Source organism: Nostoc sp. (assembly GCF_036919815.1).
Taxonomy (GTDB): domain Bacteria; phylum Cyanobacteriota; class Cyanobacteriia; order Cyanobacteriales; family Nostocaceae; genus Nostoc.
Window position 1 is genome coordinate 24,785 of sequence record NZ_JBALCE010000102.1, and the last position, 13,555, is coordinate 38,339.

9 protein-coding genes are annotated in these 13,555 nt (G+C 40.7%); 6 read left to right on the plus strand and 3 right to left on the minus strand.

Features of this window, described 5'->3' with window-relative positions:
- The first annotated feature begins 21 nt into the window (after nucleotides 1–21).
- The 4 genes from V7K15_RS23795 (at nucleotide 22) to V7K15_RS23810 (ending at nucleotide 6,561) form a co-directional block, all read left to right on the plus strand.
- Nucleotides 22–2,691: a hypothetical protein gene (locus V7K15_RS23795; RefSeq protein WP_334909425.1), complete on the plus strand. Its 2,670-nt coding sequence runs from the start codon at nucleotides 22–24 to the stop codon at nucleotides 2,689–2,691.
- Nucleotides 2,688–4,796, plus strand: coding sequence for a hypothetical protein (locus V7K15_RS23800; protein ID WP_334909428.1), 2,109 nt, complete (start codon nucleotides 2,688–2,690; stop codon nucleotides 4,794–4,796). The genes V7K15_RS23795 and V7K15_RS23800 overlap by 4 nt, the downstream gene beginning before the upstream one ends.
- 359 nt (nucleotides 4,797–5,155) lie before the next feature.
- The gene (locus V7K15_RS23805; protein ID WP_334909430.1) at nucleotides 5,156–5,380 is read left to right on the plus strand and encodes a hypothetical protein; all 225 of its coding nucleotides are present in this window, start codon (nucleotides 5,156–5,158) and stop codon (nucleotides 5,378–5,380) included.
- Nucleotides 5,381–5,613: 233 nt separating this feature from the next.
- Nucleotides 5,614–6,561 carry an aldo/keto reductase gene (locus V7K15_RS23810; protein WP_334909432.1) on the plus strand — a complete coding sequence of 316 codons (948 nt, stop codon included), beginning with the start codon at nucleotides 5,614–5,616 and terminating at the stop codon, nucleotides 6,559–6,561.
- A 10-nt stretch (nucleotides 6,562–6,571) separates the two neighbouring features.
- On the opposite strand, the gene V7K15_RS23815 is transcribed toward V7K15_RS23810, so the two are convergent.
- The 3 genes from V7K15_RS23815 to rimO form a co-directional block, all read right to left on the minus strand.
- On the minus strand, nucleotides 6,572–7,150 hold the full coding sequence (locus V7K15_RS23815; protein WP_334909434.1) for a Uma2 family endonuclease: 579 nt from the start codon (nucleotides 7,148–7,150) through the stop codon (nucleotides 6,572–6,574).
- A gap of 350 nt (nucleotides 7,151–7,500) precedes the next feature.
- Nucleotides 7,501–9,030: a DEAD/DEAH box helicase gene (locus tag V7K15_RS23820; protein ID WP_334909436.1), complete on the minus strand. Its 1,530-nt coding sequence runs from the start codon at nucleotides 9,028–9,030 to the stop codon at nucleotides 7,501–7,503.
- Nucleotides 9,031–9,275: 245 nt separating this feature from the next.
- Complete coding sequence (gene rimO / locus V7K15_RS23825) at nucleotides 9,276–10,595, minus strand: 30S ribosomal protein S12 methylthiotransferase RimO (RefSeq protein ID WP_334909438.1); 1,320 nt, start codon at nucleotides 10,593–10,595, stop codon at nucleotides 9,276–9,278.
- 759 nt (nucleotides 10,596–11,354) lie between these two features.
- On the opposite strand from rimO, the gene btpA reads away from it, so the two are divergent.
- A complete protein-coding gene (gene btpA, locus V7K15_RS23830; RefSeq protein ID WP_334909525.1) occupies nucleotides 11,355–12,203 on the plus strand; it encodes a photosystem I biogenesis protein BtpA in 849 nt (282 codons plus the stop codon).
- Nucleotides 12,204–12,366: 163 nt separating this feature from the next.
- The gene (locus V7K15_RS23835) at nucleotides 12,367–13,353 is read left to right on the plus strand and encodes a vitamin K epoxide reductase family protein (RefSeq protein ID WP_334909440.1); all 987 of its coding nucleotides are present in this window, start codon (nucleotides 12,367–12,369) and stop codon (nucleotides 13,351–13,353) included.
- Nucleotides 13,354–13,555: the final 202 nt, after the last annotated feature.

Here is a 13,555-nt window from a genome sequence, read left to right on the forward strand (position 1 = left end):
TTGAATATTCATAGCCATCTTATGCAAAATGAATGTCCTGAATTGCTTATAAAAGAATCTGAATGGTTCCATAAAATCTCTAATGGTAAAAATTGGTTATCCCCGCGACAACGGATTGAAACCTTTCGAGAGAAAGCTAATCACATATTCACCACATATAAATTACAGCATACCTGTAAATCTCATGAAGACTTTTCTACAAAGAAAAGGAACTTTCTGTTTTATGACTATCAATTCCATAATGTAATGGATCGTCATCAGCGTATCGAGATTATTGAAGATTCACAAAACCTTACAAATTGGATTAAGGCTTCTGATACTAAAACAGAACCAACTGGTGTTGATATTCACAAGCTACTGAGTAAGATAACCGGATTTTTAACCTACTTTCAGACAGGAATTAAGTATTTAGCGGATAACTATCGCCATTTGAAAGACGAAAATAAGAGCATTAACGAAGCCTTTTCCCTTGAATTTGCTGTTAAGAGCGTTCTTAATCATTTTCGCCTTGATGATACAGATGTCGAATTTTTAACTAGTAAAATTCTGGAAGATGACTTTTCCTATGGCTTGCAAACTGACAAAGGAACAATCCAGCGTCAGGGATTCTATGATACAGGCTTTCGTTACCACGATATCGTCGATAGTGATGAACATGATACCTTATCGAAAATATATATGTTCAACTTCAGCCGTACACCCGAATCCTTTTTGGCTGGAGTTTGCTCAAAGGCTATGGTAGTAGGCATTTCTGCGACTGCTGGACTTTATACCAACATTGGAAATTACGATCTGGAATATCTGAAATCCCGTTTGGGAAATTCGTTTATACGTCTTAAAGAAGATGCTATTATCAGGCTCAAAAACGCCTATTATGAAGCAACTAAAGGATACGATCAAGTTGTCATAAAAACTGAATTTATTGGAACAGATTCGCAGAAGGAAGCAATCAAACAGCTTGAGGAGCTTTTGCGTGACCGAGAAGCAGCACAGGATTTATGGAACTATCTTCGTCATAAAAATACTGATGATGATGAGAAGAGTATTGAATTTTCATTTTGCCGTTATGTGAGAGCGTTAACTGCATGGAAATATTTTCTGGATCACCCTGATTGCTATGCGTTTCTTTGCCTCTTCAATAAATTACCACAGCCTTCTGATCCACAGTTCGACCTAAATATATTGTATGATTACGCGAAATTACTATTGGATGACAAGAAAGATGTCATAGATGGTAGTGTATATGATACGATTTTCCTGCTTAAGGGAGATAACTTTGACGAAAATAAAAAGAAACTGCTAAATGATCTGAAAGATAACAAAGGCCGATTCATTATCTCTACCTACCAAACAATTGGAGTTGGACAAAATCTACAGTTTCGCATTCCTTCTAAGCTAGAGCCAATACACATTAACAGCTTTCCCAATCATTCAGATATGGATATTAATGGGATTTATCTAGATAGACCAACTAATTTACTTGTAAATATTTTTGAGAATAATCTCGAAGATGATAAATTTATAAAATACATTTTTCAATTGGAATTTCTTCGTGAAAATGGAGCCTTTTCCCTAAACACATTTAAGAGCAAGTTGGATGAAGCCTTTCATAGATATATAGGAAGATATAAGCCTAAGCTCAAGGCTGAGGACTTCATCAGCTTATATAAGACAAATGCTTATTCACGCTTCTTGAATAAAATAATTATTCAGGCAATAGGTCGGATATGTCGAACCAATATGAAGGCTTCAACAATCCATATTCTTGCTGATGCTTCAATCCGAAAACATCTAACCCAATTTTCTCTGCCAGACGATATTATTCCTGTTCGTGAATATACTGCTCTCCTGGAATTAGCTGGTGAATCGACTAAGCAATCTGAAGATTTAATCGAAGCGCAAAACCGTGCATCCCACATAAGTAATCAGACTTATGCTTACATCCGCCGCAAACTGAATACGCCGTGGAGACCTAAGACTATTAAAGAATGGCAGGATCTTAGAGAGCAAACTCTCCATCAACCCGCTATTACCAAAAAGTCAGAATGCAATCCAAACTGGAATAGTATTTACCTTCATTTGCTAAAACCTGCCGATTCATATTATTTTTCACATGAAAATGACTATGATGAAATTGAAGTTTTCTTTTCTGATGGATACGGTAAAAAAGAAGTTAAACAAGTGAGTGAAGGAACTGCCCGTCTTTTAGATTTAATGAGAATCGATATTCTACATAAATTGTTCCTTGATTCTGGCTGGGCAACAGAATTTCCTGAATCTGAACTTATGCTGACACCTCCAATGTTCAACAATATTTATAAAGGGGCGTTAGGCGAAGTATGCGGGAAACATATTTTTCAAAGCCTTTTAAATATTCACTTGCTAGAACTGGATGTGGATGAATTTGAATGCTTTGACTTCAAAACGGAGCAGAACATTTATATAGACTTCAAGTTATGGAACGATCGGGTTGCAGTACCAGCTGATGACTTAATTGATAAAATCCGTGAGAAAATGGCGATCGTTAAGGCAGAAAAGGTTTTTGTCATCAACATTCTTGGTACTTCAAATACACCCTTTCGTCCAATTCCGTCATTTGGCGGAAAAATTGTCGAAGTTCCTTATCTCTGTAAAAACGATAAAGTTGACAATAAAGCAATTGAATTTATTCTGAAGGAATTTCATAAATGAGTATTTTTACGAATCGAATTAAGATAGATTTTAATATTAATGCTATTAAACAAGACTTTGTTTTTACTCGATTCAAACGAGAACGAAACGGCAACTGGTGGGGAGCAGAAGAACTGGATCGTCTTATTGGCGACGATTATAAAGCTATGTCCGTTGGGTATGCTAAATATGCTTATGCTATGTTTGAAAAAAAATCAAATAATACTTATGCATTACTTCAAAAACTGAGAACAGATCCTAAATTTGCTAGTCTATGTGCAATTGAGGTAGAGCCACAGGCTTTTTATACTGGAAATGAAGAATGTATATGTGAAGCAACACTTGCCCGCTTATTAATAAACTCTTTGGGGTCATCTCGATCAAGATTTAAGCATTTACATTTTTCAAATCTTACCGGAACATTACTTCAAGTTCCACCATTTATAGATAAACTCTATGATGCCATCGGTGTTGCTGAAATAACTCTTAGTTATGACGATAGTCAAAAAAACGAATTCTTATTGAATGTTAATGTAGCCTCTTATCGAAAAAAGGTTTCCATCTTAAAAGAATATAGAGGTGTGGAATTAAAAAAAATTCTTAAAAGACCTGAATATGTTTTCCATAGTGGCACAGCAACTCTGAGAAGGTGGCTTCCTTCTGATGGTAAAGATACAGATCCTACAAAGTCTTATATAAAATGCGGTAAAAAAGGCAAAAAGCTTCATACTAATTTCCTTGAATTTGGAAGTATCAAAGACTTTGAGAACAGCCGAGCAGGTATTTTGTATCAAGTTTTCAAAAGTATCCAAGACCATTTATCTGAATACATGAGCGTTGATTTTTCCACCATTGAAATCAACCACAGCATTGAACTCACGAACACCTTACTTAAAAGTCCAAAACAATTGCACTCGAAACTTGATGCTCAGGCAATACATATAGTTGATAAGGTGGATGATGAAGAATCTGCTGATTTAGTAATGACACTCAAACAATTACTTATTCCTTATATCACTGATGAAAAGCTAATTACTGTTGGTAAAAGTGATAAAAAAGACCCTCTAAATTTTAGAATTATTCATGATGCTGACTTTTATAACAAGATGGGGCAGGAAGACGAATATCTCCCTTCAACAGATAAATTTCGCAGACAGCACCTCACAATTGAATCGACCAAAAATGTCTCTGATGCTATTGTTAAAACAATTATAAAAGAACAGCTTATAAAGCGTGATATTAGCTCTCGAACATTGAACCTGTTTGATTGGGCTAAACTTGAATTAAAAGGAGTTTGGACTTTTGCTGCTTGGGATGAAGATAGAAATCACGTTATTTTTATGGAAATCCAGCCCAATGGTAGTTTTGAATTCTATGAAAGAGAAGATATAGACCTATTTAACTGGGAAAAATTTGACAAATATAAAGATGCTATGATAGATAGTAGCTCTGGAGCTAAAACCAGGACATTGGAAGGTCTTGTTATTTCTGATACAGGTGATATAAATCAGATATTCCGTAGCGATGAAATCACCATTCCTGAGCTTTCTAAAATTGAAGCTATTATCAACGAAGTCGAAACTGAGTTTCCCCAAAATAATCGAAGTGGAAACGCTTTGGCAGGATTGATACAAGAATTTATGACTGAAAGTTCTAGGAAAGATAATGAAGAACTTGTGAGATTTTCCGATGAATTGGAAATTTTGGGTAGCAATGAACTAGACAAAAATAGCTTTAAAAAGCTTATGAATAAAAGTCTAGGAAAGAGTTCAAATATTTCGTCTGAATTACGGAACTATGTTCTAAATAAACATCACATAAGGTTGATTTTTTCAAAACAGAAGGAAAATATTGAAGATTTATTTGACGCTTCTCTCAATATAAAATATTTCGGTGAAACTGAAAAAGAAGCATATTATTTCGTGGGTGATCGAAATGTAAAAGATTATTCTTTCAAAGATGCCTGTCATCTCCGTCAAATCGTTGCGGTAAAAGAATCGAAACTGATATTCAGACAACTTCTTCAAACTATGGATGTTGATTTTGTCCGCACAGGGCAAAGTACCGTAATCCCCTTTCCATTTAAGTATATTAGGGAGTATCAAAATTTTGGCGTTGCTAAATGACTGTATGAATCAGTATTAATCAACTGCAATAACTCTTTGTTTGACACATTAAAATAGCGATCGCACTCCAGCAACTACAATGAGGGTACAACACTATTTGTACCTCCAGAGATTGATAAAATGAAACGGATATTCTATATTCTTGATGAGTTAAAGATTTTAAAGTAAACCCAATAGTAATGCTGACTAGAATTATCGTATTGTTCTGTAACTTTATTTGACGCAATCAAGACATATAAAAATATTAATATTAAAATGTGGTTTTAACTACGCTATTCCATTGAATTAGTAAGATAAACTTGCCGGATGTATGTCATCAAACTACTTACCTTCATCTAGTAACCAAAAAGGCATAAGCAATGAGTAAAGAACCAGTCAAAGTAATATTATGGGAAGAAAACCAAAAAGATTTTCTAAAAAAGTTCTATGATCTCCAATTTACTCCCAGAGTAGGAGAGGAAGTTTACCTAAAAAAGGAGAAATGGAAAGTAACCAGAGTTGAGCATGATATAGAAATTAGTGAGATTAATGTCTACATGGAATTAGTCAAAAAAGCCAAGCAGGATAAATCATCTAATTCTTAAATACAAGTAAATACACTCAACTATCATATAGCGTTTCTCAGTTGAGTCCAATAGAGACCTAACAAGAACAGCCCCTTCCCTTGTAGGGAAGGGGAGTAAGACTCTCACCTCTCTCCTTTTAGGAGAGAGGTGAGAGTCTATGGCCAAGTAGTAGCGATCGCACTGTGAAGATATTGCATCAACCATTTCGATAGACTATAAAAGTAAAGAAATATAAATTAAATTTTGCAACCGTGGAAACCATCACATTGGGGCAAAATGGCCCAGCAGTTACACCTTTGTGTATCGGTACTTGGGCTTGGGGTGATAAACTATTTTGGAATTATGGCGATCGCTATGGCCCAGAACAGTTACAAGAAGCCTTCACAGCAGCCTTAGAAGCTGGTGTTACCTTCTTTGATACTGCGGAAATCTACGGAACGGGAAAGAGCGAGAAATTTTTGGGGCAATTTCTGCAACAGACACAACAACCTGTGCAAATCGCTACAAAATTTGGCCCCCTACCGTGGCGATTTACAGCCCAATCCGTCTCTGATGCTTTAACAAACAGTCTCAAACGCTTACAATTAGAGCGAATTGCCCTGTACCAAGTCCATTGGCCTTTTGCCTTCTTTTTAAGTCAAAAAACCTTAATGAATGCCCTAGCAGATGAAGTGAAGCGGGGCAGAATTGCCGCAGTCGGTGTGAGTAATTACTCAGCAGAGCAAATGCGAGACGTGCATCAAATATTGGCAGCCCGTGGAGTGCCTTTGGCTGTGAATCAAGTACGCTATTCTTTACTCAGTCGCCAAGTTGAAAGTCAAGATATTATCACAACTGCCCGTGATTTGGGTGTGACTATCTTGGCCTATAGTCCTTTAGCACAAGGATTACTCACTGGCAAGTACAGTATTGATGGTGCCCAAACCCCCAGTGGTGCGAGGAAAATAGACTCACGATTTAAGAAAGAAGGTCTGCAAAAAATTGCCCCAGTCATATCTTTACTACGCAACTTCGGGGAAAAATACGATCGCACTCCTGCCCAAGTTGCTCTCAACTGGTTAATTGCTCAGGGTAACGTTATTCCCATTGCTGGGGTGAAGACAGCCGAACAGGTGCGTCAGAATGCTGGTGCTTTGGGCTGGAGATTGAGCGATGATGAAATTGGAGAATTAGAACAAGTTAGTCGTCCTTGGCTGTAGTATTTCTAAACTACTCAAACACAGGCGGCCAAATTTCTGACACTACTAGCTCCCAACCTGGTAATAAATCTGGTAGTGTTAGTTTGTCGTTTTCCTGCAAAAGTATTGGTTTTTGATTGAGTCGATAAACTGTGAGCGTCAATTTGTCAGGATCAATCAGGATACCAACTGTACATCCGAGTTCTAAGAATAGCTGAATCTTTTCTACTAATGGTTTGATCCGGTCTGACTTAGATTTTATCTCTACCATCAAATCAGGCACCAGTTCCACAAAGTCGCGCGTGCTTGTTTTAAGTCTATCAGCACGAACAAAAGATACATCAGGAGCGCGAAGATTTCGTTTTTCGTGATCAGCTTCTTTCCCGTTTTCAGTTTCTAATGTAGGCAAAATAAAACCAGCGCTAGAACCAGTTACCCGTCCTAGTCTCTGTGGGCGCACCCAGTTGCCGAGTAATCTAATTAACTCAGCACCTATTTCCTCTGACTGATAATCTGATGGCCCCATAACAAGTATATTTCCGTCTACTAGCTCCATCTGCCATTCTGGATGCTCTGCTTGTAGTTGCTCTAAGTCTGGGATAGTGAACATAAGACCACGAAGAATGCATCTTTAACGTGAGTTCGATGAACCTCTCCCAGACTTCAACTAAAGTTCAAGTCCGTCCCTCTCCGAGTCGGAGAGGGACGGTTTTGCGTAGTAAAACCAGGGAGAGGTTTCTTTATTTACGGTAATTAGGCAGTTACTACATGAGCCGTCAAACTCACGTATTTTTAATTTATCTTCCTACAAACTGGTAGAAAAAGCTACCCAAAAAGCCAAAAAGTCAAGAGCCAAAGTCAAAATCTTGACTCTTAACTCTCAACTCTCCCATTTTAGATTTGGATTTTGGATTGAAGAAAAAATCTAAAATCCAAAATTGATTAACTTCTAACTGTTAACTAAGAAGCTGATTCCCTAGCTGTAGGTGAACCTATCTTTTTACTAGGGGATGCAGAAGACTCGTGTCCACTTGTCCGCAGTTTTGGCTTGGGAGAAGAATGTCTTTCTTCACCATTGTTGCTATCTGATTTCCAGGCAGAACGAGGGCGATCGCTGGAAGATTCACGACGTTTGCCCACTCTTGGTTTAGGAGCGGAAGATTCCTCTTGGGGAATTTCTACGTCTGAGTTCAACCAAGCGGGACGAGTTTGATCGTAAGCGATTTGTAGTGCTGCTGCGGCGATCGCCTGAGCATCGTATTCTTCAATTAGCTCGCTAACAATCGGCAAGAATGAAGCCAAACGCTCACCTGTCAAAGCTTCTCGCACTAGTTCTTGCAATTTCAGAATGTGTTTTGCTTCAATCTGGGCGCGTGTGGGAATCGTCAGCACTTGCCAATTTTGGCGGTTATGACGTTCAAATGTTTGCTGCTTGCGGCGCTCAAATGGCTGTACTAAAGAAATTGCTGTTCCTTCTTTACCAGCACGACCAGTACGACCAATGCGATGGACGTAGGTTTCTGCACTATCGGGTAAGTCGTAGTTGATCACATGGGAGAGTTGATCGACATCTAACCCTCGTGCAGCAATATCAGTTGCTACCACCCAACGAACTTGACGGTTACGGAATCTGAGTAATAAGCGTTCCCGCGCTTGTTGGGACAAGTCACCGTGATATTCATCGACACTATGACCAGCAGATTGTAACTGACTGGTGAGTTCTGCGGCTGTGCGTCTGGTGCGGACAAAGATTAAAGCTGTTTCTGGATCTTCCATTTCCAGAATCGGCTGTAAAGCTTTGGCTTTTGTCCAGTGGCGGGGGATCAAGTAAGCTACCTGATTAATCTTGTTGGGAGAGGCTTTTGGCTGCTCAACGGTGACAGTTGCAGGCGATCGCAAGAACTTGTTCACCAACATCCGAATCGATGGTGGCATTGTTGCCGAGAATAAAGCTGTTTGGCGATCTACGGGCGCTTGAGAGAGGATTTTCACCACATCATCAATAAAGCCCATGCTCAACATTTCATCAGCTTCATCTAACACAAACCACTTCACTTGATCGAGCTTTAAACAGCCGCGATCGAGCAAATCGATCACCCGTCCTGGGGTGCCCACGACCATGTGAACGCCACGTCTGAGTTGTAACATTTGGCGGTCAATTGATTGACCACCGTAGATTGCTAACACCCGCAATCCTTCATCGCCGATGAACTGAGCGATCGCATCGTGAACTTGCATTGCTAATTCACGAGTTGGTGTTAAAACTATGGCTTGCACGGCTTTTTGATTAATATCCAGCCGCTCTATGATTGGCAGTGAAAATGCTGCCGTTTTGCCTGTTCCAGTTTGAGATTGACCAACCACATCACGACCAGCAAGCAATTGAGGAATTGCTTGCACTTGAATGTTAGTCGGTTCAGTAAAACCGATTTTTTCTAGTTGTTCGACACGTTCTTGGGAAATGCCTAATTCTTGAAATGAAAGAGTCATTAATTCTCCTAAATTTTTTGTAAGGATTTTTGGATTAGTCATTAGTCATTAGTTATTAGTCATTAGTCATTAGTCAGCCAAGGACGATAGCGTAGCTTCAACTCTTGGAGAGGTTATGCCAGCGAGTCCGCCAGCGTTTCAGGTAAATCCTCATGAAAACTGCCATTGCAGCGTTGACCTCAGATAAAGGTCAATCTGTAAGGGTCATTTAACAATTGGACTTTGGACAAAGGACAAATGACAACTTAGTTATTGACTACTTGACCATAGAGGTCGTATGTATCAGCGTGGTGAATCGCTATTGGCACGATGGTTCCTAACTTTGCCTGGCCTTTGACATACACCAAGCCATCAACCTCTGGGGAAAATCTACCTGAACGACCGATTAATTCACCACTTTCAGGATTTTCTTGCTCAATCAGGACATCAACGATTTTGCCTACTTCCTGTTGATTTTTCTTTTGGGAAATCGGTTGCTGGATTTCCATAAGTTGGTATCGGCGCTCGTCCATCACCAATTGCGGCAACTGATTTGGTAACTTGTAAGCTGGAGTTCCTTCCTCAGAGGAAAAGGTGAAGACACCAACATGATCGAATTCATGCCGTTGAACAAACTCTAGTAGATGCTCAAAATGCTCGCTTGTTTCTCCTGGGAAACCAACAATAAATGTTGTTCGCAATACGGCTGTTGGTAGCGCCGTTTTGATGCGATCTATAATCCCATCATTTACACGTCCTTGCCAGGGACGATTCATGGTGCGGAGGATCTCTGGATGGGAATGCTGCAAGGGCAAATCCAGATAAGGCAAGACGTTGGGTGTTTCTTGAATCGCCGCGATCACATCTGGGGTCAGTCCCGTGGGATAAGCGTAATGCATTCTGATCCACGGTATATCTACTTTCCCCAAAGCGCGAAGTAATTCGGCTAATTTTGGCTGACCGTAAATATCTAGACCGTAATTAGTGGTGATTTGGGAAATTAAAATAATTTCCTTTACCCCTTGACTAACTAACTGCTCCGCTTCGGCGACTATAGATTCAATAGTACGCGATCGCTGGTTCCCTCGAAGATGAGGAATTATACAAAATGCACAACGATAATCACATCCTTCCGCAACCCGCAGGTAAGCTACGCCCTCGGTTGTAGTGCGATAGCGCGGTGTAGTTTCATCGGCAATGTAGGTTGGCTCAATACTAACCTCTTTGACCCGCTCACCTTGTTCTACACGCTCAATTACATTTACAATTTTGTGATAATCCCCAGTCCCCACAACGGCTACTGCTTCGGGCAACTCCTCCAAAAGTTGTTCTTGGAAGTGTTGCGCCATACAGCCAGTGATGACGATTTTTTTGTTTGCCTCTGCCAGTTCTACCAAAGTTCTGACAGATTCAAGTCTCGCTGCTTCAATAAAACTACATGTATTAACAATAACGTAATCTGCTAACTCTTCGTTTGTATCTACACCGTAGCCTGCTTCTACGAGCATTCCTAGCATATGTTCTGTATCAATTCGATTTTTCTCGCAGCCCAGGTGAGAAATCGCAATTGTTGGCTTGTCACCCATATTTTAAAAATATCTTCATTTTTTTTTCTTCTAGTCAAAAATTCCGGCGCTAACTTTGCTTTTTTGCTATCAGCATCCTCATGAAAACAGTACAGTGGCAAATTCCCACTGTCACCAACTGTCAGTGGAGTTATGACCCTATAAATAATAAAAATAGAGGTCATGTTATGATATTTTTATCAATCTGTTCCCCAGGCTAAATTGAAGTGTCTTTGGGTACATTTGACACTTGTAATGTTTTTTAACAGTTTGCCTATTGGTATTTTACATTACCGCAGCGTCTGCGTTGTTAACTTACCCATCGGGAAGCCGCCCAAAGGGCTTGTTGTGAGAAGTCGCTACCCTCAGGGAAATCGACGAAAGCGACTACGCCTATAAAGCAGTAATGCTACCCTGGCGATTGGCAAGTCCTACGACTGTGCGCGGACCTGACGCCTAAACCACGGAAAGCTGCCTTGCGTCTAGTGAGTGGCAAAACTCCTCTTGTAGCCAAGTTTTATCTTAACATATCTTATGGGAGGTTTCACGCCAATTTCTATCTGAGGAAGAAGCTAGTAAACCGACTATCACAAAACACATTTGACTATTTAATGAAAAGTCAAGAGTCAAGGGTCAAGAGGAGCCAGTCACGTGCGGGGTTTCCCCCGTTGAAGAGCCACCCCCGTTTGGAGGTTCCCGACATTCACGGGAGTGGCGTTGAACTGGCGTTCAATAGTCAAAAAATTCTGGACTCTGGACTCCGCGAGGCGGATTAAAGACGTGGACTTATATCAGATATTTAAAATTCGCTCACCAATTATTGGCGTGGTTCACCTGCTGCCACTGCCTACCTCACCCCGTTGGGGAGGTAGCCTAAAAGCGGTGATTGACCGTGCCGAACAAGAAGCCGCAGCCCTGGCAAGTGGAGGGGTTGATGGTCTGATTGTAGAGAATTTTTTCGACGCGCCGTTTACCAAAAACCAAGTTGATCCAGTGGTTGTGAGTGCTATGACCATTGTGGTGCAGAGGATACAGAATTTGGTGACTTTGCCTATAGGCTTAAATGTTTTGCGAAATGATGCCAAAAGTGCAATAGCGATCGCTAGCTGTGTACAGGCACAATTTATCCGCGTCAACGTTCTCACAGGTGTAATGGCAACCGATCAAGGATTAATTGAGGGAGAAGCTCATCAATTACTCCGCTATCGTCGGGAGTTAGGCTGCGATGTTAAAATCCTAGCCGATGTGTTAGTGAAGCACGCCCGTCCTTTGAGTTCTCCAAATCTCACAGTCGCCGTCAAAGACACCATTGAAAGGGGTTTAGCAGACGGAGTTATTTTGTCTGGTTGGGCTACTGGTAGCCCTCCTAACTTAGAAGATTTAGAACTAGCTTGTGGTGCAGCAAATGGCACACCAGTCTTCATCGGTAGTGGGGCTAATTGGGAAAATATTGATACATTGATGCAGGCAGCAGATGGTGTAATAGTTTCCAGTTCCCTGAAACGTCACGGACGCATAGAGCAACCAATTGACCCAATTCGCGTCAGTCAATTTGTGGAAGCCGCACGTCGCAATTGGAACTCCAAAGGTGAAAGTAAATCAGCAGAACAAGTGAAGTTACATTCTTAACTAGGGCATGGGGCATAGGGCATGGGGATAAATAAATAATACTCAATACCCAATTACCAATCCGCAATCCCCAATGGGGAGAAATAACTAATACCCAATGCCCAATGCCCAATGCCCAATGCCCAATGCCCAATGCCCAATGCCCATTAACCAATAACAGTTTATGATTCGCCGCCGTTCTACTCCTTGGATTCATAAATGGTCACGTCCATTGATTGCCGCGATCGCTGGATGTGGTGCCCTGACAACAGCTTATCTCACTATAGAAAAGTTAACAGGAGGCAGTGCAGCTTGTATGGCACAGGCTGGTGTCAAGGGCTGTAATGATGTCCTTTCCAGTCCTTGGGCAACAGTTTTTGGCCAGCCATTAGCTTTGTTTGGGTTTTTGGCATACACCAGTATGGTGATATTTGCTTTAGCTCCTTTGGTATTCAACTCAGGGGACAACAATCGCCGCAAACAATTGGAAAATTGGACGTGGTTGCTGCTGCTGGGCGGTGCGATCGCTATGTCTGTCTTTAGCGGCTACTTAATGTACGTGCTGGCATCTCAAATTAAAGCTATTTGTCCTTACTGTATCGGTTCAGCTTTATTTTCCCTCAGTCTTTTGGTGCTGACAATTATCGGTCGAACTTGGGAAGATATTGGACAAATCTTTTTTACTGCCATTATTGTGGGGATGGTGACGCTGATTGGCACTTTAGGCGTCTATGCTGGCGTGAATAAATCAGATATTACAGCTGGTGGAACTCCTGGACAACCCGTAAACATTTCCTTTACTCCCAAGGAAAACCCTAACCCAGCGTTCGGTTGGGAAGTTACCACTACTTCTGGTGAGGCAGAAATAGCCTTAGCACGCCAGCTGGCGAAAGTAGGCGCGAAGGAATACACTGCTTATTGGTGTCCTCACTGCCATGAACAAAAGCTGCTTTTTGGTAAAGAAGCCGAGGAAATAATCAACAATAATATTAGGGTAGAGTGCGCTGCCGATGGACTCAAAGCTCAACCAGAACTGTGTAAAGCCGCAAAAATTGAAGGCTTCCCCACTTGGATCATCAATAGTAAAAGCTATAGCGGAGTCCAAAGCTTAGAGGAACTAGCGAAAATTTCTGGTTACACAGGCTCTCGGAACTTCAAGTATTTCAAATAATTGACTTAAGTCAGCCTCAGCGTCAGTTTTCAATGAATTGGTCAGCCTACACCGAAATACCCACAGTCAACTGGATGAATACAGCAAAGTCTGTTTCTAGTTGGCTTTTTTGTTTTTTGCAATAGATAATAGGTATTGGAAAATATGCAATTACCAATTTTCCTCCAGCTTTTATCTGCAAATATCTCAAGCTGAAGGAAAT

Coding starts and splice junctions, on each gene's coding strand:
- V7K15_RS23795 (WP_334909425.1), top strand. CDS start 22: ATGCAAAATGAATGTCCTGAATTGCTTATAAAAGAATCTGAATGGTTC.
- V7K15_RS23800 (WP_334909428.1), top strand. CDS start 2,688: ATGAGTATTTTTACGAATCGAATTAAGATAGATTTTAATATTAATGCT.
- V7K15_RS23805 (WP_334909430.1), top strand. CDS start 5,156: ATGAGTAAAGAACCAGTCAAAGTAATATTATGGGAAGAAAACCAAAAA.
- V7K15_RS23815 (WP_334909434.1), bottom strand. CDS start 7,150: ATGTTCACTATCCCAGACTTAGAGCAACTACAAGCAGAGCATCCAGAA.
- V7K15_RS23820 (WP_334909436.1), bottom strand. CDS start 9,030: ATGACTCTTTCATTTCAAGAATTAGGCATTTCCCAAGAACGTGTCGAA.
- rimO (WP_334909438.1), bottom strand. CDS start 10,595: ATGGGTGACAAGCCAACAATTGCGATTTCTCACCTGGGCTGCGAGAAA.
- V7K15_RS23835 (WP_334909440.1), top strand. CDS start 12,367: ATGATTCGCCGCCGTTCTACTCCTTGGATTCATAAATGGTCACGTCCA.